The 26,472-nt window shown below is 69.5% G+C and carries 21 protein-coding genes; 10 read left to right on the top strand and 11 right to left on the bottom strand.

Annotated elements, in window-relative coordinates; genetic code table 11:
• Positions 1-4: 4 nt before the first annotated feature.
• From ACWD4G_RS18355 to ACWD4G_RS18345, 3 genes are all read right to left on the bottom strand, one after another.
• Positions 5-859 carry an ABC transporter permease gene (locus tag ACWD4G_RS18355; protein ID WP_451294528.1) on the bottom strand — a complete coding sequence of 285 codons (855 nt, stop codon included), beginning with the start codon at positions 857-859 and terminating at the stop codon, positions 5-7.
• Positions 856-1,830 (bottom strand): ABC transporter substrate-binding protein, encoded by a 975-nt coding sequence (locus tag ACWD4G_RS18350; RefSeq protein WP_451294526.1) that lies wholly within the window; start codon positions 1,828-1,830, stop codon positions 856-858. The genes ACWD4G_RS18355 and ACWD4G_RS18350 overlap by 4 nt, the downstream gene beginning before the upstream one ends.
• A 275-nt stretch (positions 1,831-2,105) precedes the next feature.
• A complete protein-coding gene (locus tag ACWD4G_RS18345) occupies positions 2,106-3,626 on the bottom strand; it encodes a carboxylesterase/lipase family protein (protein WP_451294524.1) in 1,521 nt (506 codons plus the stop codon).
• Positions 3,627-3,838: 212 nt separating this feature from the next.
• Here ACWD4G_RS18345 and ACWD4G_RS18340 point away from each other — a divergent pair, with 212 nt between their 5' ends.
• From ACWD4G_RS18340 to ACWD4G_RS18325, 4 genes are all read left to right on the top strand, one after another.
• Complete coding sequence (locus tag ACWD4G_RS18340) at positions 3,839-5,206, top strand: MFS transporter (RefSeq protein ID WP_451294522.1); 1,368 nt, start codon at positions 3,839-3,841, stop codon at positions 5,204-5,206.
• 152 nt (positions 5,207-5,358) lie between these two features.
• Complete coding sequence (locus ACWD4G_RS18335; protein WP_451294520.1) at positions 5,359-6,363, top strand: prolyl oligopeptidase family serine peptidase; 1,005 nt, start codon at positions 5,359-5,361, stop codon at positions 6,361-6,363.
• A gap of 1,181 nt (positions 6,364-7,544) precedes the next feature.
• The gene (locus ACWD4G_RS18330) at positions 7,545-9,965 is read left to right on the top strand and encodes a glycosyl hydrolase family 95 catalytic domain-containing protein (RefSeq protein ID WP_451294518.1); all 2,421 of its coding nucleotides are present in this window, start codon (positions 7,545-7,547) and stop codon (positions 9,963-9,965) included.
• A 122-nt stretch (positions 9,966-10,087) separates the two neighbouring features.
• A complete protein-coding gene (locus ACWD4G_RS18325; protein ID WP_451294516.1) occupies positions 10,088-10,261 on the top strand; it encodes a hypothetical protein in 174 nt (57 codons plus the stop codon).
• A gap of 163 nt (positions 10,262-10,424) precedes the next feature.
• Here the strand turns inward: ACWD4G_RS18325 and ACWD4G_RS18320 are convergent, their stop codons facing one another.
• Genes ACWD4G_RS18320 through ACWD4G_RS18305 form a run of 4 tightly spaced genes read right to left on the bottom strand, consistent with a single transcriptional unit; the run spans position 10,425 to position 14,380 of the window.
• On the bottom strand, positions 10,425-11,405 hold the full coding sequence (locus ACWD4G_RS18320; protein WP_451294514.1) for an SDR family NAD(P)-dependent oxidoreductase: 981 nt from the start codon (positions 11,403-11,405) through the stop codon (positions 10,425-10,427).
• Complete coding sequence (locus ACWD4G_RS18315) at positions 11,402-12,604, bottom strand: cytochrome P450 (RefSeq protein WP_451294512.1); 1,203 nt, start codon at positions 12,602-12,604, stop codon at positions 11,402-11,404. The genes ACWD4G_RS18320 and ACWD4G_RS18315 overlap by 4 nt, the downstream gene beginning before the upstream one ends.
• A gap of 25 nt (positions 12,605-12,629) precedes the next feature.
• Positions 12,630-13,844: a cytochrome P450 gene (locus ACWD4G_RS18310; protein ID WP_451294510.1), complete on the bottom strand. Its 1,215-nt coding sequence runs from the start codon at positions 13,842-13,844 to the stop codon at positions 12,630-12,632.
• The gene (locus ACWD4G_RS18305) at positions 13,844-14,380 is read right to left on the bottom strand and encodes a PadR family transcriptional regulator (RefSeq protein WP_451294508.1); all 537 of its coding nucleotides are present in this window, start codon (positions 14,378-14,380) and stop codon (positions 13,844-13,846) included. Before ACWD4G_RS18305 ends, ACWD4G_RS18310 begins: the two co-directional genes overlap by 1 nt.
• Positions 14,381-14,464: 84 nt before the next feature.
• Here ACWD4G_RS18305 and ACWD4G_RS18300 point away from each other — a divergent pair, with 84 nt between their 5' ends.
• The 3 genes from ACWD4G_RS18300 to ACWD4G_RS18290 all read left to right on the top strand — a co-directional run bounded on the left by ACWD4G_RS18300 (position 14,465) and on the right by ACWD4G_RS18290 (position 17,476).
• Positions 14,465-14,662, top strand: a complete 198-nt coding sequence (locus tag ACWD4G_RS18300; protein ID WP_451294866.1) for a ferredoxin — start codon at positions 14,465-14,467, stop codon at positions 14,660-14,662.
• Positions 14,659-15,876: an NAD(P)/FAD-dependent oxidoreductase gene (locus ACWD4G_RS18295; protein WP_451294506.1), complete on the top strand. Its 1,218-nt coding sequence runs from the start codon at positions 14,659-14,661 to the stop codon at positions 15,874-15,876. The genes ACWD4G_RS18300 and ACWD4G_RS18295 overlap by 4 nt, the downstream gene beginning before the upstream one ends.
• Positions 15,877-16,009: 133 nt before the next feature.
• Positions 16,010-17,476, top strand: coding sequence for an MFS transporter (locus ACWD4G_RS18290; protein WP_451294504.1), 1,467 nt, complete (start codon positions 16,010-16,012; stop codon positions 17,474-17,476).
• A 128-nt stretch (positions 17,477-17,604) separates the two neighbouring features.
• On the opposite strand, the gene ACWD4G_RS18285 is transcribed toward ACWD4G_RS18290, so the two are convergent.
• From ACWD4G_RS18285 to ACWD4G_RS18270, 4 genes are read right to left on the bottom strand one after another with little or no spacing between them, the layout of a single operon-like run.
• A complete protein-coding gene (locus ACWD4G_RS18285; RefSeq protein ID WP_451294502.1) occupies positions 17,605-18,261 on the bottom strand; it encodes a response regulator in 657 nt (218 codons plus the stop codon).
• Positions 18,258-19,595, bottom strand: coding sequence for a sensor histidine kinase (locus ACWD4G_RS18280; protein ID WP_451294500.1), 1,338 nt, complete (start codon positions 19,593-19,595; stop codon positions 18,258-18,260). Before ACWD4G_RS18280 ends, ACWD4G_RS18285 begins: the two co-directional genes overlap by 4 nt.
• 53 nt (positions 19,596-19,648) lie before the next feature.
• The gene (locus tag ACWD4G_RS18275; protein ID WP_451294498.1) at positions 19,649-20,458 is read right to left on the bottom strand and encodes an ABC transporter permease; all 810 of its coding nucleotides are present in this window, start codon (positions 20,456-20,458) and stop codon (positions 19,649-19,651) included.
• Entirely contained in the window at positions 20,455-21,393 is a 939-nt protein-coding gene (locus ACWD4G_RS18270) for an ABC transporter ATP-binding protein (RefSeq protein ID WP_451294496.1), read from the bottom strand. The genes ACWD4G_RS18275 and ACWD4G_RS18270 overlap by 4 nt, the downstream gene beginning before the upstream one ends.
• 638 nt (positions 21,394-22,031) lie before the next feature.
• On the opposite strand from ACWD4G_RS18270, the gene ACWD4G_RS18265 reads away from it, so the two are divergent.
• The 3 genes from ACWD4G_RS18265 (at position 22,032) to ACWD4G_RS18255 (ending at position 26,273) form a co-directional block, all read left to right on the top strand.
• Positions 22,032-23,243, top strand: coding sequence for a cytochrome P450 family protein (locus ACWD4G_RS18265; protein ID WP_451294494.1), 1,212 nt, complete (start codon positions 22,032-22,034; stop codon positions 23,241-23,243).
• Between the two features lie 331 nt (positions 23,244-23,574).
• Complete coding sequence (locus tag ACWD4G_RS18260; protein ID WP_451294493.1) at positions 23,575-24,669, top strand: cytochrome P450; 1,095 nt, start codon at positions 23,575-23,577, stop codon at positions 24,667-24,669.
• A 119-nt stretch (positions 24,670-24,788) separates the two neighbouring features.
• A complete protein-coding gene (locus tag ACWD4G_RS18255; RefSeq protein ID WP_451294491.1) occupies positions 24,789-26,273 on the top strand; it encodes an MFS transporter in 1,485 nt (494 codons plus the stop codon).
• The last annotated feature ends 199 nt before the right edge of the window (positions 26,274-26,472 follow it).

Here is a 26,472-nt window from a genome sequence, read left to right as displayed (position 1 = left end):
CCTGTCACCCCTCCCTGCGCGCGGACGGGTGCCAGTGCAGCGCCCGCCGCTCGACGGCTCGCGCCATCAGGTTGACGGAGACCCCCAGCAGCCCGGTGACCAGGACCAGGGCGTATACCTGCGGTACAGCGCCGGAGGTCTGTGCGACGGCGATCTCGTGGCCCAGGCCCGGGGCTCCGATGACGAGTTCAGCCGTGATCGTGAGCACCAGCGCCACGGTGGCGGCCAGCCGCACACCCGTCATGACGTAGGGCAGCGCGGTGGGCCACATCACGTACCGCACCCGCCCCCAGCCGCCCAACCGGTAGCTGCGGGCGGTGTCCTCGGCGACCGGGTCGACGTCCTGCGTCCCGGCCAGCACCTGGACGAGCACCTGCCAGAACGAGGCGTAGACCACCAGCAGCAGCACCGACCTCAGATCGGTGCCGTAGAGCAGCACCGCCACCGGGATCAGCGCCACGGACGGGATCGGCCGCAGGAACTCGACCGTGGAGGCGGTCACCGCCCGCAGGACGGGCACCGAACCGATCACGATCCCGGCGACCAGGCCGGCCGCCACGGCGACGGCCAGCCCCAGGCCCCATCCGGTCAGGGTGTCGCCGAGGGCGGTCCAGAAAGCGCCCTCCGCGAGCAGGTGCCACAGAGCCCGGGCCATCTCCGAGGCGGGCGGGAGGTAGTCGGCCGACACCAGGCCGCTGTGCGGCAGTACTTGAAGGACCACCACCAGCCCGGCCAGACCGGCCAGACCGCGCAGCGCAGCGGCGGCGGTGCCCAGGCGGCTCGGGTTTCGGGCACCGCCGGGACCGTTCTCGGTCCCGGCGGAACGCGGCGTCACGGACGCGGTTGCCGTCGGTGTCATGAGAACAGCGCGTCCAGGTCCGGCTTCTTGTCACCGAAGATGCCGTCCTCCTCGCCGAGCGAGGCGAGCTTCTGCAGCGAGGCCATGTCGATCTCCGTCGGCCAGCTGGGCAGGGTGAGGTCCTTCAGCACCGTGCCGCTGATCTTGGTGTAGCCGGTGAGTATCTGGCGTGCCTCGTCCGGGTGTTGGGAGGCGTACTCCAGCGACTCGGTCATGGCCGCGGTGAACTTCTTCACCAGGTCCGGATTCTGCTTCAGGAGCTTCGTGGAGGTGAAGTACGTCGCCACGGTGAGTTTGGGATCGGTCTCGGCGAACGGCGAGGCGATCACACGGGCGCCCTGGCCCTTGGCGATGGTCAGCGCGGGCTCGGCCATCCAGGCTGCGTCCACCTGCCCACCGTCCAGTGCGGCCGGCATCTGGTCGAACGCCATCTCGACGAACTCGACCTTCGCCGGGTCGCCCCCGGCCTTGCGGACCGACTCACGGACCGTGGTGTCCCCGATGTTCTGCAGGGTGTTGACCGCCACCTTCTTGCCGACGAGGTCCTTGGCGGACTTGACCGAGCTGTCCTTCTTGACGGCGACCCCGGTGACATCGGCCCCGACCTTGCCGGTGGTGGCCACTCCGTTGACCACGGACTTGATCGGCACGCCCTTGGTCTGAGCGAGCATCAAGGAGGTCACGTTGCTGAACCCGAAGTCGAACTGACCGCTGACCACACCGGGAACGATGGCCGCACCGCCCTGCGCGGTCTCCATCTTCAGATCGATGCCGCGCTTGGTGAAGAAGCCCTTCTTCTGCCCCAAATAGAGCGGGGCGACATCCACGATGGGGATGACCCCGACCTTGACCTGCGTGGTCCCGCCGCCGGAGGAGGCCGAGTCACCGGCCCCGGACGACGAGGATCCACATCCGGCCGCGGCCACGACCGTCGCCACAGTGACGGCAAGCCCAAAAACGCGCCTTTGCATAGGGCCCCTCCTGAGGGAGCAATGCGTGCGCCAAGCGCACAAAGTTTCGTGTGCCGAACACGACAGGCCGGACGCTAGGCCTCTGCACGCGCTGAGGTCAATAGGCCGTACGTCAGTGGTTACAGAAGCTCGGCTTCCGGTGTACGGCATCGGCGGACACGCGACCGAGGCGCGGGACATCCGGTTCATCACGACCCACGGCGGACCGGGGTCGCCCTGGCCGACCGGTCACCTCCCGGCCGGCCAGGGAACGGAGCAACCCCGACGTGTTCGGCTTACGGCGCCGTCAGAGGCAGCGCGGCGAAGGCGTGGTCTTCCCAGATGCGGCGGGCGGCCTCTTCGGGGTACGCGGTGACCGTCGGTTCGGCGTCGAGGAGTTGGACGAGGCGGCGGTCGGTGTCGTACGCGGGCCAGCCCGGGTCTCCCGTGGCGGCGAAAGCGGTCCAGGCGGAGCGGAAGCGGGCGGAGAGCGCCTCGGTCTCGGGCGAGGGTACGGGACCGGTCAGCATGGCGCCAAGGCCGCCGTACACGCCGAAGGTCAGGGGTACGTCGAGTCCGTGGCAGGCGCCCAGAGCACCGCCGTTGGCGGGTGCGGCCCAGGTCAGTTCGTACACGTGGGCCCGGCCGCCGCCGGCCACCTGTGCCTCCGCCAGGTGAAGGGAGGGCATGCGGAACAGCCAGTCGGACTGCACCAGTTCGAACAGGTACTCCGACGGGGCGTCCGGGAACGCGGCGCGGTAGGCGCGTTCGCCGTCGGGCGCCGGTCCGAACAGCCGCAGCGCCATCGAGGCCAGCCCCTCGTCCACCCGTCCCAGCAGCCCGCCGAGCATGAGGAAGAGGCGGTACTCGTCCCGGTTGTGCCCGGCGATCAGCTCCACGTCCCGCGCGGCGCCGCTCGCGAGGGCCTGCCACGGCGTGGTGGGCAGGACATCACCGTCGACGACGGGCGAGAAGGGGGTCGGGGTCAGCGCGACCGGGCCCCAGCGGTCCACGTACCCGCGCATCCCGGCGGTCAGCGCGGCCCCCGCCTCGGGCAGCTTGCGCGGGTCGACACCGGACAGATCGGCGACCGTAGGGCGCAGTCCCAGCCCGCCCGCCAGGGCTTCGGCGATGTCACCGGCCAGCGCGGCGGAGAAGAAAGTACCCGGCACACTCTGGGCGATGGCCCTCCGGAACAGCCCCCGCGCTCGCGGCATGGCCATCAACGCGGCGATGGACCCGGCGCCCGCGGACTCACCGAAGACGGTGACCTGGTCGGGGTCGCCACCGAAGGCGCCGATGTTCTCGCGCACCCACTCCAGGGCGGCGACCTGGTCGAGCAGTCCGCGGTTCGCGGGTGCGCCGTCGATCAGGGCGAACCCCTCGATGCCGACTCGGTAGTTGAGGGTGACCACGATCAGGTCTCCGTCACGGGAGAGCCGGCCGGCGTCGTAGGCCGGGTCGTCGGCGGACCCGAACTTGTAGGCGCCACCGTAGATCCAGACCATCACCGGTCGGCGCGCCGCCGGGTCCGTAGCCGGCGTCCACACGTTGACCGTCAGCCAGTCGTCACCGGCCGGAAGGCCGGCGGGGAGTTCCGCCTCGGGTCCCATCGGTTCCTGCGGGGGCGGCGGTCCGAACGCGAACGCCTCACGCACTCCGTCCCAGCGCTCCACCGGTCGTGGCGCGGCGAAACGCGCCACGCCCACCGGGGGCTGGGCGAACGGAATGCCACGGAAGACCTCCAGGCCGCCCTCGCGGCGACCGCGCACCGCGCCCACCGCCGTCCTGACCTCGGGGAACTCGCCACTGCTCATAGATGACTCCTCAAAGGACCGGCTGCCGGGCAGACAGTCTGCGCACAGGATTCGGGCCGGGTGATCGAGACGGAATACCGCCCGGTCCCATTGACACCGGGCGACCGCCGTTCGAGACTCATCCCCATCTTGAAGTGAACCATATTTCACCAGGCGAACCAATGTATCGATGGGCTCGCGCTTCAAGGTCCCCCACATCTCCAAGGACGCAGATGCTCTCTTCCCCCACGTCCACCGCGTCAGCTCCCTCGCACACGTTCCGCACCGTGTTCCCGGTGCTGGCCCTGTGCTGGCTGGCCGTGTTCTTCGACGGCATGGACGTCAACATCTACGGCGTCGTGATGCCCCACATGCTCGACGACGCGGGACTCGGCCTGACCCCGGCGAGTGCGGGCACCATCGGCAGTTGGACCACGTTCGGCATGCTCGTCGGCGCGCTCACGGCCGGAAACCTCACCGACTGGCTGGGCCGGCGGCTGATGCTCGTATCCAGCGTGACGCTGTTCTCATTCGGCTCGGCGATCTGCGCCGTGGCCGGAGGAGTAGGACTGTTCGGGTGCGGCAGGTTCGTCGCCGGCCTCGGGCTGGGCGGGCTCATGCCGCTGTGCCTGGCCATGGCCATGGAGTTCGCGCCGCCCCGTAGAGCCGCCCTCACCACTGGCCTGCTCATGACCTCGTACCACGCCGGCGGCATGGCGGCGACCGGGCTCGGGCTGACACTGGCCCCGGCCGCGGGCTGGCGCTGGGTCTTCTGGGCAGGTGTGCTGCCGGCCGTGATCGCCGTACCGCTGCTGCTCAGGCTGCTTCCGGAGTCACCCGGCGTGCTGCTGGCCCGGGGTGAGCGGGACAAGGCCCACGCGGTGGCGGACCGCTACGGCTTGCCCCGGCCCACCGCCGTCGCGGCACCGGCCGCCGGAGCCAGGGGGCGCCTGGCCGCGGTGCGAGCACTGTTCCACCCCGACGCTCGCTGGGCGACCCCGCTGCTCTGGCTGGCCTCCTTCTGCGGTCTGCTGCTGGTGTACGGCGTCAGCACCTGGCTGCCGCAGATGATGCGGGCCTCCGGTTACGGTCTGAACTCCTCCGTCAGCTTCCTCCTCGTCATCAACGCCGGCGGTATCGTCGGCCTGCTCATCGCCGGCCGTACCGCCGACAGGTTCGGTCCCGTGCGCGTGTCGGCGATCTGGTTCGTACTGACGGCCGCCGGAGCTCTCCTGCTCAAGTCCCACCTGCCACTCGGCGTCACGTACGTCGTGGTCGCCGTCACGGGGGTGTGGCTCTTCAGCGCGCAGGTCATGGTCTACGCGGCCACCGACACCGTCTATCGCGACAGCGAACGCGCCGCGGGGCTCGGCTGGGTCACCGGAGTCGGGCGAACCGGCGCGGTCGTCGGACCCTGGCTGATCGGCGCGCTCGCCACCAACGGAAACGAGAGCTGGGGCTTCACCACCTTCGCACTGGCCGGACTCGTGGGCGCCGTCGCGATCACCCTCGTACCGGTGGCCCGGCGCACCGGTCGGACCCCCGCACCCGCCCCGTCGGCGGTAACGGCCCCGGCGGCTGCGGAGATCACCGGCAACTGATGCTCGAACTTCGTTCTCTCATTCCCACCCCGCACCCGAATCGAAGAGGAGTCAGCACAGTGCTTCCACGTATACGGCTGCACATACGGCGACCGCGCTCAAGACGCGTTCCGCTGGCGCTTGCGGTGGCCGCCGCAGGTGCGGCTCTGTTCATGGCCGCCGGGACCGCCGTCCCCGCCCCCGCCCCCGCCCCCGCCCCCGCACGGGCGGATACGGATGTCCAGGTCACCAAGGACCTCGCCTACGCGCCCGCCCAGCCGGCCGGAACCCAGGGCCACCTGCTGGACCTCTACGTTCCGCGGTCGAAGGAGCCGCTCCCGCTGGTCATCTTCACCAGCGGCTCGGGCTGGCTGGCCGACAGCGGTCGCAGCGGCGCCGACAAGGCGGCCGCCCAGCTCAACCCGCACGGATACGCCGTCGCGGGCGTGGCGATCCGCTCCAGCGGGCAGGCGCAGTTCCCGGCGCAGCTGTACGACATCAAGGGCGCCATCCGCTGGCTGCGCGCGCACGCGGCGGCGTACCACCTCGACCCGAACCGGTTCGCCATCATGGGCGACTCCTCCGGCGGCTGGACGACGGCGATGGCGGCCGTCACCGGGAACATCCCGGCACTCGAAGGCGATGTCGGCGTACAGGGCCCCTCCAGCGCCGTTCAGGCGGCCGTGCCGTTCTACCCGCCCACGGACTTCCTCCAGATAGACGCGCACATGCCGGACAACTGCGCGGTGTTCAACGCGGCGTTCGGGCTGACGGACTGCCACTCCGACGCCCGCTCCCCCGAGTCACGGCTCCTCGGCTGCACCATCACGGCCTGCCCGGACAAGGTCGCCGCGGCCGATCCGCTCAGCTACATCGGGACCCGGCGCACCCCGCCGTTCCTGATCCTCCATGGCGAGCAGGACACGATCGTGCCCTACCACCAGAGCCGCATCCTCTACGACAAGCTGGCCGCCGCGGGCGACGAGGCACACCTGATCTCCTTCCCGAAGGCCGGACACGGCACGGACTTCGCGATGCTCACCGACGACGCGACCCGCCAGGGTGCCTACCAGGAGAGCACGAAGAAGGGGCACAGCGCACCGCCCCACCCGGTGACTCCGACGTGGCAGACGGTCCTCTCCTTCCTGGAGCACCAGCTCGGCCGCCCTTCCCACTGAGGCGACCACCCTTGCCGTCCGACGGATCGCCTTCGTCGGACGGCAAGGGACGCACGTGATCGGCGCCTCCGGTTCCCGTCTCGGCGATTCCGTGGTGCGACTCGACACAGGTGCCCGGAGCCGGTCTCGGAACTGTCTCCACCGGCGCGGCTCAGAGCGTCGCCGCCTCATCGAACGCCGGGTACCCCGCTCGCCCTGACGCCGGTGCGGCCGTGTCCTCCGCGTGCCCCTTGGTGCCGGACGTCATCCGGGCAGATCCGCGCACCGCGCCGCCGGAGCACTCCGGCGCGACGCCTACGCTCACTCGCCGATCTCATCGCCTCTACCCAACAATCATCCAATGACTGCTGCTTCCGAGCGTGTCGCCTTCTGAACCAGGCTCTGCACTTCTCATCGAAACGATCGCATTGCACCTTCATCGATCCGGCGTCCACGCTCCGACGGCCATCGCCGCACTTGCCCGACTGCGCATGGGAGTTGGCCGTGAGGGCGCGACCGGCCGGGCGGTTCGACGATGCCTGGAGCGTCGCAAGTTTCGATACGAGATTCGATCGATGCGAAGAGTATTGACGGTACTTGTGAGACCCCTATTATCCAAGACATCCGAGCAGTCGTGTGGTGTCCAGCGATCCAGCCGTCGCCGGCTCGGGGAACACGGTCCGCAGGCCGCGCGGATCGGGCACGACGGCACCCGCATCACCCCGTACCGGCAGGCCAGCCCCGCACGCCACCGTGCGGGAACTCCGCAACGTCGAACACGGTGACCGCGCGGAGGGCCTCGCCGCCTCCCTAGGAGCCCGCATGCCCACATCCGAACGGACGCACCCCTGCCGTCACACCCGACTCCACCCGGCAGCCCCCTCCAAGGCCACCGTGCGTTAATCCATACGGCCGCCGATTCCCCCTTCGGGCCGGTCGTCGACGGGTGGGGTCGGTTGCGTGCACGGGATGTGTTCGCCACACAGCCCTTCGAGCGTCAGCGCGCTCGGCGACCACCGCGCCCTCAAGGTCGTCCCCCGTCCGTCACGTCTTCCAGGCCCGCCCCTTCCCCGGCCCGCACAGGCGATCCACGCCGTCGCCGACCGCGCGACTCGGACGGCGACGGTGAACAGCCTGACCACGAACATCGACGGACGGTCCCTTCACACAAAGCAACTCGACTTGCTGACAAGGGAGTTCAGATGCGATTCCGCTGGAAGAGGCTTCTGGCCACGGGGGCCGCCATCCCCCTCCTGATGGCCGGCATGTCGGCGGTCGACGGACCGTCCGCCGTGGCCGCCACGAACACGACGGCCTGGCAGAACGGCAGGTTCGTCGTCGACACACCCAACGTGGTCCGCCGGTCGGACATCATCCTGAACCGGGCCAACACCGCCGCGAGCGAGTTCGTCCCCCTGGGCAACGGCACACTCGGCGCCGCAGCCTGGGCGGCGAACGGTTTCACCGCCCAGCTCAACCGCAACGACACCTTCCCCAACCGCAAGTCACCCGGCTGGGTCGTCATCCCCGGCCTCTCCAAGCTCACCGGCGCCTCCGACTTCACCAGCCGCCTCGACCTGTACGACGGGACGCTGTACCAGTCCGGTGGCGGTATGACCCTGCGGGCTTACGTGCGGGCGGACACCTCCCAGCTCGTCGTCGACGTCACCGGCGCCGACCCGGGCAGTACACAGACGGCGCAGGTGCAGCTGTGGAGCAGCCGCACTCCCAGCGCGCAGGCGTCCGGCGCGGTGGCCACGCTGTCGGAGACCTGGACCGACAGCGGTGTGACCGGCGCCTCCGGGCGGACCTTCGGCACGCTCGCCGGGATCAGCGCGGGCGGACGCGACGTCACCGCGTCCACGCCCGACTCCCGCACCGGACAGGTGAGTTTCCGACCCAACAGCGACGGGTCGTTCCGGGTCATCGCGGCGTCCCCCGCCTGGACCGGCGGCGACGCGATCAGCACCACGAGAACCGTGCTGGGGAACGATCTGACCCGCACTTCCGCAGACCTCGCCGCAGGTCATCTCGCCTGGTGGCACGCCTACTGGAACTCGGTGGGCCTCATCAGGATCTCGTCCGCCGACAGCTCCGGCGAGTACTTCGAGAACATGCGCACCCTCTACCTGTACAACATCGCTGCCTCCAACCGCGGTGGCCTGCCCGGCAGCCAGGCCGGCGAGGCGAACCTGTTCAACCCGAGCCAGGACAGCCAGCCCTGGTACCCCGCGGGCTACTGGTTCTGGAACCTGCGCATGTACGTCCAGGCCGACATCTCGGCCGGCGCCTTCTCGCTCAACACCCCGGTCTTCGACCTCTACCGCACCAACATCGACAACATCGCCGCCTGGACCAAGGCCCACTACCCCGGTCGGCAGGGGCTGTGCGTGCCGGAGACGATGCGTTTCAACGGCAACGGCTACTACGCCCCGGGTCAGGCGGAGAGCAACGCCTCCTGCGACTCGCTCATCACCCCGTCCTACAACTCCCAGACGGTCACCACGGGTGCCGAGATCGGCCTGTGGGTCTGGCAGACGTACCTGATGACCGACGACAGGTCGTTCCTGACGCGGTACTACCCGCTGATGAAGGGCGCGGCGCAGTTCCTGCTGTCGCACGCCACGACCGGGGCGGACGGTCTGCTGCACACCACCTCCAACGCGCACGAGACGCAGTGGGCGGTCAACGACCCGACCACGGACGTGACCGCGATGCGGGCGCTGTTCCCGGTCGTGGTGTCGGCGGCGCAGACACTCGGCGTCGATGCCGACCTGGTCTCGGCGCTGCGCACCGCGATCCCGAAGATCCGTCCACTGCCCAGGACGGACACCGCGACCAAGACCCAGGTGCTGGGTCCGTCCTCCGACGCCTCGGGCACGAACATGATCGCCCTGTCCGCCCAGCCGACGGCCACGCAGCACAACTCCGAGAACCTGGGGCTCGAACCGGTCTGGCCCTACGGCCTGACCGGGGACAGCGGCAACGACACCGATCTGGGCAAGAGGACCTTCACATACCGCAGTTACGTCACGCGCAGCGACTGGAGTTTCGACGCGCTCCAGGCGGCCCGACTCGGCCTGGGAGACGAGATGCGCACCGCGATGACGGCCAACGTCGCCAAGTACCAGGTCTTCCCCAACGGCCTGGCCAGCTGGAACGCCCAGCCGCAGACGCCGTATCTGGAGCAACAGGGCGTCAACGCCGCCGCGATCGCCGAGGGACTCGTGCAGAACTACGACGGGCTCCTTCGCATCGCGCCGGGCTGGCCCAGCGCCTGGGACGCCGACGGGACGGTGTACATCCAGCACAAGGGCAGGGCTCATGTGCAGATCCGCGGCGGGACGCTGGTGACGGTGGCGGTGCAGGCCGGCGCGAGCGGTGACATCACCGTACGCAATCCGTGGCCCGGTCAGAACGTCATGGTGGTCAACGGCTCCGGGGGGACGGTGCTCTCCGGCCAGAACGGCGCGACGCTCACGATCCCGGCCACGTCCGGGACGTCGTACCTGATCCAGCGCCCCTCGGCCCCCACCACGTCCCTGCCCTTCGCCGCGGTGAGCGGCAGTCCCGCCACCGCACCGAAGAGCCTGGGCGGCAGGGTCATCGGCCTGTCCCGCTGAGCTTCCCTTTCACGGACATTCCGTTATCGACCCTCGTCAAAATCTCCTCATTTCTCTGGAACAACGGTGATCAGCCTTGGTTAACATTAAAGCAGTCACTGTCGAGAGAAAAGGATCTCCGCATGAAGCGCTCGGTCGTGAACCCCGTCAAGAGAATCTGCATAGCCGGACTTCTCGCCGTCGCCGCCCTCGGGCTGACGACACCGACCGCGTCCACCTCGTCGCACTCCACCGCCGGGTGCGTGTACGACCCCGCGAACGGCGGGCGCTGCTCGATAGTTGAGCCTCCCGCCTAAACAGTAGATACCGGCCGGCGGTGAGAATAACTTCTCGCCACCGGCCGGTACTCACATCCCGCCACGAAACAATGCGCGAGCCGATCAGAAAATCGCAGACAAATGCGCGGCTCATGGCAGTACTCAGAATTCCTACGCCCATCGACCGGGGCGCGCTCCTCGGTCAGCCCTGCACCGTCCTGAACAACCTGCCGGTCTCCTCGCCGGGATCCCTCGGGACGGTGTAGCCGGTCTCGTCACGGATCTCGGCGAAGTGGTCACGGACGTCCTCCATCGACAGGGCCGGGTTGAAGTAGCCCTCTGTCCTACCGATGAAGAACCGCGCGACATGGCCCGCGCCCACCGTGTACATCTCGCCGGAGACGGGGCAGTCCTCGTGTGCCAGGTAGGCGACGACCGGCGCGACCAGCGCCGGATCGAGCTTGTCGACGAAGGACTTCATACGTTCCACGGTCATCGACTGCTCGGCACCCTCCTGCTCGCGTGCGGGTTCGGGGGCCTTCCCCTGTGCTCCGGTTCGTGTCATGGACTGGGTGAGCATGCGGGTGAGCGCGATCGGGGCCACGGCGTTGGCCTTGATACCGTGTGCGGCCCCTTCGGCGGCCAGGACACGGGTGAGTCCGATCAGCCCGGTCTTGGCGGCGCCGTAGTTGCTCTTGTTCACGGTGCCGAGGAGTCCGGCCGCCGAGGTGGTGTTGACCACGCGGCCGTAGCCCTGCTCCCGCATGATGTCCCACGCCGGCCGGGTGACGAAGAAGGCACCCTTCAGGTGCACGTCGAGGACGGGATCGAGCACGTCGGCCGTCATGTCGTGGAAGGGCGCGTCCCGCAGGATGCCGGCGTTGTTGACGACGATGTCCACGCTGCCGTAGGCGTCCACAGCGGTGCGGACGACGGCCCGCCCGCCCTCGGACGTCGCCACGCTGTGCGTGTCGGCCACCGCCTCGCCGCCCAGGTCGCGTATCTCCCGGGCCACGCTCTCGGCAGGACCCTCGTCCGTCCCCTCCCCCGCTGTCGAGCCGCCGGTGTCGTTGACCACGACCCGGGCTCCGCGCGAGGCCAGCAGCAGCGCGTACTCCCGGCCCAGACCTCCGCCCGCGCCGGTGACGACCGCGACCCTGCCGTCGAATCCGAGGTCGCTCATGCGCGGTCCCAGGTGACCGGCATCCGCTCCGGACCGCGCGTGGAGACGCCCGACTTCCACACGACGTCGTCGGCGGAGTCCGCGAACCGCAGACCCGGCAGCCGGGTCAGCAGGGTGTGGAGGGTGACCTGGAGTTCCATCCGGGCCAGCGGGGCGCCGAGGCAGTGGTGGGCGCCGTGCCCGAACCCGATGTGGGGGGCCTCCTTGCGGGTCAGGTCGAGTGCGTCCGGATCGGTGTAGACGGTCTCGTCCCGGTTGGCCGAGGACCTGTCGACCACCACGGGCTCGCCCGCGCGCACGGTCACACCGCCCAGTTCCACGTCCTCCAGGGCGTAGCGGGGCTGCGAGCTGCCCGCTCCGGCGGGGATGTAGCGCAGCAGTTCCTCCACCGCCCTGGGCACCAGGGCGGTGTCGGCGCGCAGGGCCGCGAGCTGGTCGGGGTTGGTGAGCAGCAGGTAGACGAAGTTGGGGATCTGGGTGGCGGTGGTCTCGTGGCCGGCGACGAGGATCGTCTCCGCCATCGTCAGCAGTTCCTCCTCGGAGAGGCGGTCCTCGTCGTCACGGGCGGCGACGAGGGCGGACAGCAGGTCGTCCTGCGGTTGCTTGCGTCGCTCGGCGGTGAGGGCGGAGACGTACTCCCTCAGCTGTGCGCGGGAGTCGGCCACCTGCTCCCGGGTGAACTTGCTGGTGGACAGGTAGGCGTCCGCCCACCGCCGGAAGTCGCTCCGGTCCTCGAAGGGCACCCCGAGCAGTTCGCACATCACGGCGATCGGCAGGGGCAGCCCGAAGGCCTGCACGAGATCCGCGGGTGCGCCCTCGGCCACCATCGTGTCGACGAGTCCGTCGGCGATCTGCTGCACGCGCGGCCGCAACTGCTCGATGCGCCGCATGGTGAACGCCTTCGCCACCAGTCTGCGCAGTCGGCTGTGCTCGGGCGGGTCGAGGCTGATCATCGCTCCGGCGCCGGCCGGATAGGGGCGGGAGCGGGGCTGGTCCCGGCCGACGGCGGCGGCGCGGCTGAAGCGCGGGTCCCCGAGGACGATCTTGACGTCCTCGTAGCGGGTGGCCAGCCAGGCGGGCTCTCCGTACGGCAACTTGACACGGCACAGGGGCTGTTCGCGCCGCAGCTCGGCGTACAGCGGGTCGAAGTCCAGCTTCTCGGTGTCGAACGGATAGGGCCTGGGTTCGGTGACGGTCATGCGTGCCTCTCGGTACGGTCGCGGTTCACCAGGTGACGGGCAGTTCGTGGACGCCGTAGATGCTCATGTCGCCGCGGAACCTCAACTCCTCGAAAGGAACCGCCAGTTGGAGGCCGGGCAGTCTGCGCAGCAGGGTGGGCAGCGCGATCTCCAGTTCCGCGCGGGCCAGGACCTGGCCGATGCACTGGTGGGTGCCGTGGCCGAATGCGACGTGTCCGCGGACATCGCGGCCGATGTCGAACTCATCGGGGTCAGGGATGAATTCGGGGTCCCGGTTACCGGCGGGCAGGTTCATGACCAGGCCCTCTCCGGCCTTGACCAGCTGTCCGCCGATGGTGACGTCCTCGACGGCCACCCGGGCGACCAGGCTGTGCACGATGGTCAGGTGGCGCAGCAGTTCCTCGACCGCGCCCGCGACCACCGCCGGGTCGTCGGTGTCCCGGATCCGCGCGAGGTCGTCGGGGTGACGGAGCAGGAACAGGGTGCCCAGGGCGATCATGTTGGCCGTGGTCTCGTGGCCGGCGTTGAGCAGGAGGTGACCGTTCATCGCCACCGTGTCGCGGTCGATGTCCCCGTTCGCGACGTGCTCGCGCAGCAGACGGCTGATCAGGTCGTCGCCGGGCTCCGCCTCCTTCCGCGCCACCAGTTCCCGCAGATAGCCGAAGAGGGCCCGGGTCGCGGCGGTCCGCTCCGCCTGCGGGCGGTGCAGGCTCATCATGACCGCCGTGTGCTCCTGGAAGATCTCGTGGTCCTCGTACGGCACTCCGAGCAGCAGGGAGACCACGAGGGAGGGCACGGGGAGCGCGAAGTCGCGCACGAGGTCCGCCGGCGGGCCCGCCGCGATCATCCGGTCGAGGAAGTCGTCCACCATTTGCTGAATGCGCGGACGCATGGCCTGGACCTTCTTGACCGTGAAGTCCTTGGTCAGCATGCGGCGTAACCGGGCGTGCTCCGGGTCGTCCATCCGCGGGAAGATCGGCGGTGCCCCCTCACCGCGCTCCTCGCCCTGCAGCCGGCCGACGATGTCCGCGCTGATACGCGGATCGGTCATGGCGGTCTTGATGTCCTCGATCCGGCTCACCACCCAGACCGTGTGACCGCCCCACACCACCCTGCGCAACCCCTCCGCCTCGCGCCACTTCGCGTAGTCGGCCGGCGGGTCGAAGGGGCAACTGGCCGAGCGCTCACCGGGAAAGAAGGGGAGGTCGGCTGTTTCGTTCGCGTCGGTCACCGTGCTCATCAATGCTCCTGGGTCGGTCCGGACGGGTGCACACCGCTCTGGACATTCGCCCGCAGCCCCGCCAGCCAGTCGCGCTCCGCGTCGATCCGCTCGATCCCGTGGTCGAGCGCCAAGCGGCTCCACTGCTCCACCCGCACGGACGCCAGCGCGGCGACGCGGTCGCCGTTGCGGGCCAGCACGTGGTCCCGGGCGTCGAGCACGCGGAGTTGTTCCTCGGGGTTCAGCCAGGCGAAGTTCACCAGCCGCGCGTGGAACTCGCGCGACTGGTCGACTCCCTCTTCGGGGAGCTCGGCCAGCATGTCGTGCAGGACTTCCCGGCCGACGTCGGTGATCGAGTAGACGTGCCGCGGCGGTTTGGCCTCCTGCTCCTCCGCACTGCGCAGTACCGCCCCGCCATCGACGAACTGGCGCAGTCGGGGATAGAGCGAGTTGTTCGACAACGAGTGCCCCGTCGCCGCCTCCACCTCTCTGCGCAGTTCGTATCCGTGGCGTGGTCCGCGGGCCAGCTCGGCCAAAAGGAGGATGTCGATCCACATAGCGGTTACCGTAACCTAGGTCACCATAACCTAGCAATCGACACTCGCCCGTCTCCGCCGAGAACAAGGACGAAAACCATGCGTGTGGAAGTGGAACTCGACGAGCCCAAATGCGTCGCCGCCGGTCAGTGCGTCCTGGCCGCTCCGGAGGTGTTCGACCAGCGTGACGAGGACGGGGTCGCCGTACTGCTCGCCGACCGGCCCGATCCGAGTCTCCTCGACGGCGTGAAAGAAGCTGCGGCGCTCTGTCCCGCGGCGGCGATCCGCCTGGTGGAGCGGTGAGGCGGATCGCGGTCGTCGGCGCCTCGGCAGCGGGCCTCGCGGCGGCCGAGACGCTGCGCCGGGAGGGCTACGACGGGACGCTGACCCTCATCGGGGAGGAACTGCTCATGCCGTACGACCGGCCTCCCCTGTCCAAACAATTCCTGACCGGGCAATGGGAATCCGGGCAACTGGCGCTGCGCAGCACCGACGATCTGCGCGCACTCGGCCTCGATCTGCGCCTTGGCACCACCGCGACCGGGTTGGACACCACGGCACGGACCGTGCGCCTGGCGAACGGCGGGACAGTACCGTACGACGGACTGGTCATCGCCACGGGCGTCCGCCCGCGTCGGCTGCCGAGCGAGGGCGCTCACGTGCTGCGGACGCTGGACGACGCCCTGGCCCTGAGGGAACGGCTCGGGCACGGACGCCGCCTCCTCATCGTCGGCGCCGGGTTCCTCGGTGCCGAGGTCGCGGCCACGGCCTCCGCGCTCGGCACCTCTGTCACCCTCCTCGAACCCGCGGCGGTTCCGCTGGCCCAAGTGGTGGGTACGGACGTCGGCCAGGTCCTCTCCCGAGCCCATCACGAGCGCGGCGTGAACCTGCGCACCGGGGTGACGGTGTCGGAGGTGACCGAGGTCGGCGTGTTCCTCTCCGACGGCGAGTTCGTCGAGGGCGACGAGGTTCTGGTCGCCGTGGGGTCACAGCCCAACACCGAGTGGGTGGCCGGCAGCGGGCTCGCTGTCGAGGACGGCGTGGCGTGCGACGCGTACTGCGAGGCTGCCGCCGGCATCTACGCGGCCGGGGACGTGGCCCGCTGGTTCAACCCGCTGTTCGGTACCTCGATGCGGATCGAGCACCGCACCAACGCCGCCGAGCAGGGCATGGCCGCCGCCCGCAACCTGCTCGCCCGGCCGGAGGCACGCAAGCCGTTCGCACCGGTGCCGTACTTCTGGTCCGACCAGTACGACATGAAGATCCAGGCATACGGATACCTGCGTGGTCATGACGAGGTCGCCGTGGTGGAGGGCGATTTGGACGAGCGCCGTTTCGTGGCGGCGTACCGCACCGGTGACCGTCTGACCGGTGTCCTGGGCGTGGGCGTGACGCCGAAGATCCTGCGCGGTTGGCGACAGGCACTGGCCGCAGGCACCCCCTGGCACGAGGTCGCGGTGAACGAGGCCTGCGCGCCGTCCACCACCGAGAGGACCGCGACCGGAGTGAGGCGGTGAGTCACCGCAGCACGCGCGTCACCTCTGTGTGACCACCGCTCCCGGTCGTCCACGAAGTACAAGCGACATCGGCTCTTGCGCTCCTGTCCCCCACACCCCGGAGGCCTGCCCCATGTCCTTCCCATCGCCCCTCATGTCCGAGACCGCCCCATCCGGCGGACGACGCACCAATGTCCTGGTGACGGTTCTCGCCTTCACCGGAATCGCCGTGGCACTGGTACAGACGCTCATCATCCCGGTCATCCCCCACCTTCCGGAGTACCTGCACACCTCCGCGGCCGATGCCGTCTGGGCACTCACCGCCACCCTGCTGTGCGGTGCCGTCGCCACCCCCGTGCTGGGACGGCTCGGCGACATGTACGGCAAGCGCCGCATGCTGCTCATCGGCGTCGCCGTACTCGTGGCGGGCTCGGTGATCTGCGCGCTCAGCGACTCCCTGGCACCGATGGTCGTGGGCCGCACGCTGCAGGGGCTGGCGAACGGGGTCATCCCCCTCGGCGTCAGCATCCTGCGCGACGAGGTACCCACCGAGAAGCTCCCGGTCTCCACCGCGGTGATGCTCGGCTCCCTCGGTGTCGGCGGCGCCCTGGGCCTGCCCGCGTCCGCGATGATCGCCGACACGTTCGACTGGCATGTGCTGTTCTGGACCTCGGCCGCGCTGGGTACGCTCGCTCTCCTCCTCGTCCTGCTGCTGGTGCCCGAGTCAAAGGCACGACCCGGCGGGCGCGTCGACCTCACGGGCGCCGCGGGCATGGGCATCGGCCTGGTCTGTCTGCTGCTCGCGATCTCCAAGGGCACCGACTGGGGCTGGGGCAGCGGCACCACTCTCGGCCTCCTCGCCACAGCCCTGCTCGCCCTGCCTCTGTGGGGCTGGTTCGAGCTGCGCACCCCCCAGCCCATGGTGGACCTGCGCACCAGCGCACACCCTCAGGTCCTGTTCACCCATCTCGCCGGACTGGCCTTCGGGTTCGCCCTGTTCGCGCTCAACCTGGTCCTGCCCCAGGTGCTCCAGCTACCGGAACCCACGGGCTACGGACTGGGCGAGTCCCTCACCACAGCGGGCCTGGTGATGGCCCCGCAGGGCCTGGTCATGATGGCCGTCGCCCCGCTCTCCGCCCGCGTCACCAGGACCCGGGGGCCGAAGACCACCCTGATGATCGGCGCCGTGGTCGTGGGGGTGGGCTACCTCCTCATCATGGTGCTGATGTCCGCGACATGGACGCTGATCATGGCCTCCTGCGTGGTCGCCATGGGCGTCGGCTTCGGCTACGCCGCGCTGCCGACCCTCGTCATGGCCTCCGTTCCCGTGTCGGCGACCGCCGCGGCCAACAGCCTCAACACCCTGATGCGGTCAATCGGGACCACCACCTCCAGCGCCCTGGCCGGAGTGCTCCTCGCCCATATGACGATCGACTTCCACGGTGTGGAGGTGCCCTCCGAGAACGGCCTGCGCGCCGTGCTGGCGATCGGCGTCGGTGCCGCCGCCGTAGCCCTGGCCGTCGCCTCCTTCATCCCACGGCACCAACCCGATGCCCTGGTCACTCCGGTGGATACGACGGTCGAGAAGGCGGGTCTGCGCCCTTCACCCGACGCCGACTGATCCGTCACGGGCCGGTGGCCGCCAGAGGCCGGCCGCCGGCAACGGAGTGGTTCCGACCGATGTCCGTGTGCCGGGCAGACCACGGACAGCGGGGCGTCTGTGCGCCTCCCCACCGGGCGGGGCATTGTTCAGGACGGCCGTACGAGACCGGTGTCGTAGGCGAAGATGACGGCCTGCACCCGGTCGCGGGCACCGATCTTGGCCAGGATCCGGCCGATGTGCGTCTTGATGGTCGACTCGGACAGGCCGAGGTCCTCGGCGATCTCGCTGTTCGTCAGCCCGAGCGCGATATCGGTCAGGACCTGGCGCTCACGCTGGGTCACACCCGTCAGGCGCGGATCTCCGTCGGGGTCTCGCGGCGGGAGGTGCGTGGTGAAGACCTCCAGCAGGCGTCGGGTCATCGCGGGCGCGACCACCGCGTCGCCGCCCGCGACGGCCCGGATTCCCGCGAGAAGTTCGTCGGGGCGGGCGTCCTTGAGCAGAAAGCCGCTGGCGCCCGCGCGCAGCGCGCCGTAGGCGTACTCGTCAAGGTCGAAGGTGGTGAGCACGAGCACCCGGGAGCGGCCGCCGGACGCGACGATCCGACGCGTGGCCTCGATGCCGTCCATACCGGGCATGCGGATGTCCATCAGCACCACGTCCGGGTGCAGCTGCGCCGTCCGGCGCACCGCCTCCGCGCCGTGCTCCGCCTCCCCGACCACGGTGGTCTCCGGGCTGCTGTTCAGCAGCATCTTGAAGCCGATGCGCTGCAGAGGCTGGTCGTCGACGATCAGCACCGTGGTCACGAGCGCTCCTGAACTCGAGGCCGGTCCACGGGAGCAGGACGGAGGCTCCCGGCCCGCGGCTCGGTCCTCGCCCGAGTGTCATGGTTCATGGGCAGCACGGCCCGGACGGTCCAGCCGCCGGCCCGGCGTCCGGAGACGGCGCTGCCGCCCGCGAGTGCGGCGCGCTCCCTCATGCCGATCAGGCCCTGCCCGGACGCGTGGCTCCCGCCCGGACGGTCCGCTGCCACCTCTCCCGCCGGCGGACCCGTGTCGTCGACCTGCACCAGGACGTCACCGGCGCGGGTGTCCGCCGTGACAGCGACCCGCACGCGGGTGCGTGGTCCGGCGTGCTTGAGGCTGTTGGTCAGGGCTTCCTGGACGATCCGGTACACGGCCAGTTGGAGGCCGGCACCGAGCGCGGAGAGGTCACCCTTGGCGGTGTAGGTCACCGTCGGCCCGGCGGCCCGGATCCGCTCGCACAGGGCGGGGAGTTGGGCCGTACCCGGCTGCGGATGCAGTTCGGGGCCCCCACCGTCCTCGGGCAGTTCGGCACGCAGCGCGCCGAGGGCGCGGCGCAGTTCACCCAGCGACGTACGCCCGGCCTCGGCGATCGTCTGCAGGACTTCCGGACCCCGCTCGGGTTGCAGCCGGGCTTCGGCCGCGCCCCCGTCCGCCAGACCGACGATCACCGCCAGACTGTGCCCCACGATGTCGTGCAACTCGCGTGAGACCCGCGCGCGTTCGTTGGCCGCGGCCAGTAGCTCACGCTGCTCGCGCTCGACTTCAAGAGTCGCCGCCCGCTCGGCCAGCGCCGCCAACTGTGCCCGGCGCATCCGGCCGGCCACTCCCAGAGCCGCCGCCGCGGTGGCCGCACACAGCACGAAGAACAGGGACACCCACGGCTGGGAGTCCAGCGGCCGGACCCGGAAGGCCAGCAGCGCGCACACCGGCACCGTGGCGATCGCGACGTTCCGCAGCGAGCGCGGCGAGGCATAGCTGCCTGCCCCGTACAAGGCGATCATGAGGCTGAGGTCGCTGCGCAGCGCCAGTCCAGCCGCCCACTGCACCGCGCAGACCCCGAGCACCACACCGAAGACCGCCAGCGGGGCACGCCGACGCCACACCAGAGGCAACGCCAGCGCCAACGCGTTCATCACGACCACCCATGCCGACGCGCCCTGCACCCCGAACAGACCGCGCTCCTCCTCTTCGAAGAGGTCGGCGATCGCGGCCGCCAGGACACCTGCCGCGAGCAGCGAGTCGAGTATCTGCGGACGGCTCCGGTCCGCGGCGCGGAAGCGGATCCAGCCACTTTCCAGCGGCTGGGCCCACACGGGTTCGGCTACGGAGTTCATGATGCTGCCTCGGGCAGGGTCGGTGGAGAAGGGGGTACCGAGCGGAACGTCTGTCAGCTGTCGGAGTGCTTCACACGGTACGCCGCCCCCACCAGCACCGCCGTCACCCAGCCGAGCAGGACCAACAGGCCCGTACCGGGGCTGAGCATCGTGCTGTCCGTGTGCAGGGTGAAGATCGACTGGCCGGCGTTCGCCGGCAGGTACGGGGTCACGTCCGTCTTCCAGTTGCTGGGCAGCAGGTCGAGCAGGACCGGCATCAGCATCAGCGCGCCGACCAGCAGACAGATGCCACCCGCCGCGGAGCGCACCAGCATGCCCAGTCCCGCACCCAGCACGGCCACCATGGCCAGGTACAGCGCGGCACCGAACAGGCAGCGCAGCACGCCGGAGTCGGACAGGGTCAGAGCGATCGGCTTGCCGGAGAGGAAGCCCGCGCCCGCCAGAAAGGAAGCGATCACGCCCGCCGCGCCGACCACGAAAACCACGCCGAAGTAGATCAGGCACTTGGACCAGAGGACCGGCAGGCGCCGGGGCACCGCAGCGAACGTGGAGCGGATCATGCCGGTGGTGTACTCCCCTGCCGTGCTCAGCACACCCAGGACACCCACCACGAGCTGGGTCAGGGTGATGCCGTCCAGTGACAGCGCGACCGCGTCGTGCTGGTCGGCGTGGACCGGGTCGTACCGGTAGGCCGCCACCATGCCGATGACCACCGTGGCCAGCACGGCGACCGCGAGGGTGATCCAACTCGATCGCAGGGAAAGGAACTTGGACCATTCCGAGCGCAGCACTCTCGGGAACGTCACCTTGTAGCGGGGGTTCGCGGTCGTCGCCGGGGTGGATGTGGCCTGGACGCTGGTCATGCGGCGGCGCTCCCGTTCGTCTCGGTGTCAGTGGTGCTGCGGTACTCGACGGCGTCGTGGGTCAGGGCCATGAACGCCTCCTCCAGGGAGACCGTCTGCTGGGTGAGGTCATAGACGGCGATGCCCGCGTCGGCGGCCCGGCGGCCGATCTCGCGCGCGCTCAGTCCCGACACCTGCAGGGTCTCCGTACCGACCTCGCCGGTGACGGTCACGTCGGGGCCGGCCAGCAGCAACCGCAGCCGCTCCGGGTCGGAGCAGGCGACCTTGACGCTCTCGCCGCCTGCCTGCTCGACAAAGGCATCCACCGTCGTGTCGGCCAGCAGCCTGCCCCGGCCGACGATGACGAGGTTGGTCGCCGTCAGCGCCATCTCGCTCATCAGGTGCGAGGACACGAAGACGGTCCGCCCCTCTGCGGCCAGGCCCTTGAGGAGGGTACGGATCCACAGCACGCCCTCCGGATCGAGACCGTTGACCGGTTCGTCCAGCATCACCGTCTGCGGATCGCCCAAGAGGGCCGCGGCGATGCCCAGACGCTGCCCCATGCCCAATGAGAAGGACCCGGCACGCATCTTCGCGACCTTGCCGAGGCCGGCGAGCTCGATCACCTCGTCCACCCGGCGGCGTGGGATGCCGTGGGTGTACGCGAGGGACAGAAGGTGGCTGTAGGCGGAGCGGCCGGGATGGACGGACCTGGCCTCCAGCAGCGCCCCGACCTCCTGCAGGGGTGCGGTGTGCTGGGCATAGCGCCTGCCGTTGACCGTCACATGGCCGCTGGTGGGCGCGTCGAGTCCGATGACCATGCGCATGGTGGTGGACTTCCCCGCCCCGTTGGGGCCGAGGAAGCCCGTCACCACTCCCGGCTCGACAGTGAAGTCAAGGTCGTCGACTGCGGTCTTGTCGCCGTAGCGCTTGACCACATGGTGGATCTCTATCATCGGCGGGTTTCCCTTCACGATGCCCGGCCGGGTGCGCCGGCGATCCCGGCGGCCCTGCCAAGAACGCTAGGTGCGCCGCGGCTTCCGTCGACGGCACCACGATGCCGACCGGATCACGGTCGTTCATACCGCGGTACTAAGGCAGCGTCGTCCGCGAGTAGCACGCGGTATGCCGGCTGCCCTCCCCACCGGACTGGGGTGACCGGTCGGCCTCGGCCCCTGTCCGTACGACGCGCCGGCAGCACATGGCTTCGCCGGCCCATCGCCGGTCGGCCAAGCGACCGAGGCCGACCGGTCACTCGGGTCCAAGGCGCGGCCCCCGTGCCAACTCCGCCGAAAGAAGGATGTCCATTCTTATAACAGTTACGGTAACTTAGGTCACCGTAACCTTGTAACACGCACTGACCCCCTTGCGTCAGAGCCCGGCCCGTCCGGGTGTGCCCCAACACCGGAGGTGTTCATCTCTCCGGGCAGGCACAACGGTCTCCGGCCGATCCCGGATCGGCTGTCCGCCTGGTGTCAGGCGAGCCGGACCCGCCTCGCCTCCCTGCCGCTGCAGGGTCACACCGAAGTAGCCGTGCGGTTCCACCGATGCCGCCCGTACCGCACTCGTTCCCTTCCCACTGGAGGAAGCCCCCATGACGCCCCATATCACTCTGGACCCGTTCGTGTCCGACCTCGATGGGGAAAACGCCAAGTTGCGTGAGGCCGGTCCGCTCGCCGCCGTGGAACTGCCCGGCGGCGTCCCGGTGTGGGCGGTGACCCATCACGCCGAGGCCCGGGCACTGCTCACGGATCCCCGGCTGGTGAAGGACATCAACGCCTGGGGTGCCTGGCAGCGCGGCGAGATCCCCCCTGACTGGCCGCTGATCGCTCTGGCCAACCCCGGCCCCTCGATGCTGACCGTGGACGGCGCGGACCACCGGCGACTACGGGCCCTGGTCGCACAGGCGCTGACACCGCGCCGGGTGGAAGAACTGCGCGAGCGCATCACACAACTCGCGAAGAGCCTGCTGGACCGGTTGCCCACGGATGGCTCCACCATGGTCGACCTCAAAGCGGAGTTCGCCTACCCGCTGCCCATGTACGTGATCGCCGACCTGCTGGGCATCGAGGAATCCCTTCTTCCCCGGCTGAAAGAGCTCTTCGAGAAGTTCTTCTCAACGCAGACACCTCCCCAGGAGTTCGTCGCCACCCTCACTGAGCTCACGCAGATCGTGGAGGAGACGGTGGCGGCGAAGCGGGAATCACCGGGTGACGACCTGACGTCGGCTCTGATCCTGGCGTCCGAGGACGGTGACCAACTCACCGACGACGAGATCGTCTCCACGCTCAAGGTGATGGTGGGGGCGGGCCACGAGACGACGGTCTCACTGATCGTCAACACGGTGGTGAACCTCTCCGCCCACCCCGAACAAAAGGCCCTGGCCCTATCGGGGCAGGCGGAGTGGTCCTCGGCGATCGAGGAAACCCTCCGCTACTCCCCACCCAGCTCGCACGTGCTCATCCGCTTCGCGACGGAGGACGTGCCGGTGGGCGGGACGCTGATCCCCGCGGGTGACGCCCTCATCGTCTCGTACGGCGCGATCGGCCGCGACGAGGAGGCCCACGGCCCGACCGCCGGATCGTTCGACATCACCCGCGCGACAAGGAACCGGCACATCTCCTTCGGCCACGGTCCGCACGTCTGCCCCGGTGCGGCCCTCTCCCGCCTGGAGGCAGGAGTCGCCCTGCCCGCCTTGTACGCCCGCTTCCCCGGTCTCTCCCTGGCCGTCTCCCCCCGCGAACTCCGCAACAGGCCAGTAGTGACGCAGAACGACCTCTACGAGCTGCCGGTCTTCCTGGGATAGGTCTTCCGCCCTCTCGACTCGCGCCGCGAAAACCCGTGCCGATCACCGGAATCCGCCAAGAGGAGGATTCCGATCCGGATACCGCATGGTTACAGTGACCTAGGTTTCCGTAACCTAAGACACCATAACTCTTGAGGCCCCACGCCCCCACGCCCCCACGCCCCCACGCCCCCACGCCCCCACGCCCCCACCAGGAGTATCGATGAGCACCGCGACCGGAACTCATGGCGGTACCGACCTTCCCTCATTCCCTGGCGCACGCTCGCTCCGCTGCCCCTTTGATCCCCCGGCCGAGTACGCGCAGTGGCGTCTTCACGACGGCTTATCGCGCGTGCGGACGTCGCACGGCAAGACCGCCTGGGCGGTAAGCCGGTACGAGGACGTCAAAGCGGCGCTGAGCGACCCACGGATCAGCGCGGACGTCCGCCGGTACCCCGTGCTGATGGTCAGTACCGAGGATCTGAGAATGCCGCCGGTGTTCCCGCGCCAGGACGACCCCGAGCACGCCCGCACCCGCCGCATGCTCACCGGCGAGTTCACCGTCAAGCGCATGGAGGCGATGCGCCCGCAGTTGCGGCACATGGTCGACCGCATCCTCGAAGAGATGATCAGCGAGGGACGACAGCCGACCGATCTCGTACGCGCCTACGCGCTACCCGTGCCCTCGCTGGCGATCTCGCTGATGCTGGGGGTGCCGTACGAGAGCCACAAGTTCTTCCAGGAGCGCTCCTCCGCCCTTGCCTGTGTCGACACGCCTGAGGACGAAAGGACGGTCGCACGGCGAGAGCTCTTCGACTTCATCGTCGACCTGGTGAAACGCAAGGAGAGCGAACCCGGCGACGATCTCATCAGCCGGCTGCTGACCAACCGCGTCGCCACCGGGGAACTCACCCACGCGGAAGTGGCCATGATCGCCCAGATCCTGCTGCACGCCGGGCACGAGACCACGGCCAACATGATCGGGCTGGGGATGCTGGCCCTGCTGCGCCATCCCGACCAGGCCGCCCGGATTCGCGACACCGACGATCCCGATGTGATCGCGGGCGCCGTCGACGAACTCCTGCGCTATCTGACCATCGCCCAGGACATGGTCTGGCGGGTGGCGACCGAGGACCTCACCATCGGGGGCCAACTCGTGCGCGCGGGAGACCTGTTGACCATCAACCTTCCCGCTGCCAACCGGGACCCCTTCTTCCAGGACCCCGACGACCTGGACATCGACCGCAATTCCCGCGGTCACCTTGCCTTCGGTCACGGCATCCACCAGTGCCTCGGTCAGTCCCTGGCCCGCGTCGAACTCCAGGAGGCATTCCCGGCGTTGCTGCGCGCGTTGCCGAACCTCCGTCTGGCGGTACCGCCGGATGAGATCAGATACCGGCACGACATGGCCACCTTCGGAGTCCACGAACTGCCCGTCGCCTGGTGACCTCAACGCGGCGTCTCCTCCGCACGTCTTCCCCGCGCGTCTTCCCCGCGCGTCTTCCCCACGATCGCCCATTCCGTACGGCCGTCGCAGGCGGTTCCCCCCACACGGAGGCCCGACCCATGTCCCCCACGCACCCCGCTCCCGCCGACGCCGGGCAATCCGCCCGCTTACGCACGAACATCCTGGTGCCGGTTCTCGCCTTCGCCGGGATTACCGACGCGCTGACGCAGGCACTGGTCTTCCCGATCGTTCCTCACCTTCCGCAGTACCTGAACGCCTCGGCGTCGGACACCGCCTGGACAGTTACCGTCATCCTGCTGTGCGGTGCCATCGCCACACCGGTGATGGGACGGCTCGGCGACATGTACGGCAAGCGCCGCATGCTCCTGCTCAACATGGGACTGCTGGTGGCGGGCTCGATGATCTGCGCCCTGAGCGACTCGCTCGCCCCGATGATCCTCGGTCGAGCACTGCAGGGCCTGGCGAACGGGATCATCCCGCTCGGCGTCAGCATCCTTCGTGAGGAGACGCCCACATGGCGGCTCCCCATGGCGACCGCCGTGATGCTCGGCTCCCTCGGAGTGGGAGCCGCCGTGGGTCTGCCCACCGCCGCGGTCATCGCCGACGAGGTCGACTGGCATCTGCTGTTCTGGATCGGCGGCGCTCTGGCCGCCCTCGCCACCGCCCTCGTGGCCCGGGTCGTACCCGAATCCAGGGTGCGCACAGGGGGACGTGTCGACATCGCCGGCGCCCTGGGTATGACCGCAGGCCTGGTCTGTCTGCTCCTCGCCGTCTCCAAGGGGGAGGACTGGGGCTGGGACAGCGGTACCACCCTCGCGCTGTTCGGCGCAGCCGTCATCGTCGTACCGCTGTGGGGCTGGTACGAACTGCGCACCCCGCACCCCGTGGTGAACCTGCGCACCGCAGCACGTCCCCAAGTGCTGTTCACCAACCTGGCCGCGGTGGCGATCGGATTCACCCTCCTGGCCATGCAACTGGTCCTGCCGCAGGTTCTCCAGCTGCCGGAGGCCACCGGCTACGGGCTCGGCACCACCCTGGTCGTGACGGGCCTCGTGCTGGCCCCCCAGGGATTGATGCTCATGGCGGCCTCACCCCTTTCCGCCCGCGTCACCAAGGCCAAGGGGCCGAGGTTCACTCTCATGCTGGGCTCCACGATCATCGCCGTCGGCTACCTCCTCTGTATGGTGATGATGTCCGAGGTCTGGCAGCTCATCGTGGCCTCCTGCATCGTCAGCGTCGGTGCAGGACTCGCCTACGCCGCGCTGCCCATGATCATCATGGACGCGGTCCCCTTGTCCGAAACCGCGTCCGCCACGAGCCTCAACGCACTGATGCGGGCCATCGGCAACACGGTTGCCAGTGCCGTGGCAGGTACTGTCATCGCCCACATGACCATCGACTTCCATGGTGCGGAACTGCCGTCGGAGAACGGGCTGCGCGCGGTGCTGGCCATAGGGGTCGCGGCCGCGGCGGTGGCCTTCGCCGTGGCGATCCGCATCCCCCGCGCGAGGGCGGGGGGCATCGTCCCGGACTCCCGCCGTGTGGTGGAGACGACCGCGGGAGGGCCGGTCTCCGACGCCTGACGGCCGGGCAGCCCGCTAGGTTTCAGCGTCGGTTGATAGCTCGCGCGGTGACAGCTCCCGAACCGCGCGGCGATGCGGGAGCGTTCGCCGGGTTCCGAGCAGACATGGGGACCGGAACGGCCGAGTGCCGCGTTCCCTCGGCATCCCTGGCCGCGATAAGGCGACCACCCGCGCACCGTCAGGCATACGTGCCGGATGC

It is taken from the genome of Streptomyces sp. NPDC002643 (assembly GCF_053592555.1).
The sequence above is the reverse complement of the archived record's forward strand: the minus strand, read 5'-3'. Positions and strand labels throughout refer to the sequence as shown.

What these genes read in the sequence shown, in the direction of transcription:
- ACWD4G_RS18345 (WP_451294524.1), bottom strand. Translation starts at nt 3,626, where the DNA reads ATGAGCAGTGGCGAGTTCCCCGAGGTCAGGACGGCGGTGGGCGCGGTG.
- ACWD4G_RS18290 (WP_451294504.1), top strand. Translation starts at nt 16,010, where the DNA reads ATGTCCGAGACCGCCCCATCCGGCGGACGACGCACCAATGTCCTGGTG.
- ACWD4G_RS18280 (WP_451294500.1), bottom strand. Translation starts at nt 19,595, where the DNA reads ATGAACTCCGTAGCCGAACCCGTGTGGGCCCAGCCGCTGGAAAGTGGC.
- ACWD4G_RS18350 (WP_451294526.1), bottom strand. Translation starts at nt 1,830, where the DNA reads ATGCAAAGGCGCGTTTTTGGGCTTGCCGTCACTGTGGCGACGGTCGTG.
- ACWD4G_RS18320 (WP_451294514.1), bottom strand. Translation starts at nt 11,405, where the DNA reads ATGAGCGACCTCGGATTCGACGGCAGGGTCGCGGTCGTCACCGGCGCG.
- ACWD4G_RS18325 (WP_451294516.1), top strand. Translation starts at nt 10,088, where the DNA reads ATGAAGCGCTCGGTCGTGAACCCCGTCAAGAGAATCTGCATAGCCGGA.
- ACWD4G_RS18340 (WP_451294522.1), top strand. Translation starts at nt 3,839, where the DNA reads ATGCTCTCTTCCCCCACGTCCACCGCGTCAGCTCCCTCGCACACGTTC.
- ACWD4G_RS18335 (WP_451294520.1), top strand. Translation starts at nt 5,359, where the DNA reads ATGGCCGCCGGGACCGCCGTCCCCGCCCCCGCCCCCGCCCCCGCCCCC.
- ACWD4G_RS18355 (WP_451294528.1), bottom strand. Translation starts at nt 859, where the DNA reads ATGACACCGACGGCAACCGCGTCCGTGACGCCGCGTTCCGCCGGGACC.
- ACWD4G_RS18270 (WP_451294496.1), bottom strand. Translation starts at nt 21,393, where the DNA reads ATGATAGAGATCCACCATGTGGTCAAGCGCTACGGCGACAAGACCGCA.
- ACWD4G_RS18265 (WP_451294494.1), top strand. Translation starts at nt 22,032, where the DNA reads ATGACGCCCCATATCACTCTGGACCCGTTCGTGTCCGACCTCGATGGG.
- ACWD4G_RS18310 (WP_451294510.1), bottom strand. Translation starts at nt 13,844, where the DNA reads ATGAGCACGGTGACCGACGCGAACGAAACAGCCGACCTCCCCTTCTTT.
- ACWD4G_RS18275 (WP_451294498.1), bottom strand. Translation starts at nt 20,458, where the DNA reads ATGACCAGCGTCCAGGCCACATCCACCCCGGCGACGACCGCGAACCCC.
- ACWD4G_RS18315 (WP_451294512.1), bottom strand. Translation starts at nt 12,604, where the DNA reads ATGACCGTCACCGAACCCAGGCCCTATCCGTTCGACACCGAGAAGCTG.
- ACWD4G_RS18305 (WP_451294508.1), bottom strand. Translation starts at nt 14,380, where the DNA reads ATGTGGATCGACATCCTCCTTTTGGCCGAGCTGGCCCGCGGACCACGC.
- ACWD4G_RS18330 (WP_451294518.1), top strand. Translation starts at nt 7,545, where the DNA reads ATGCGATTCCGCTGGAAGAGGCTTCTGGCCACGGGGGCCGCCATCCCC.
- ACWD4G_RS18255 (WP_451294491.1), top strand. Translation starts at nt 24,789, where the DNA reads ATGTCCCCCACGCACCCCGCTCCCGCCGACGCCGGGCAATCCGCCCGC.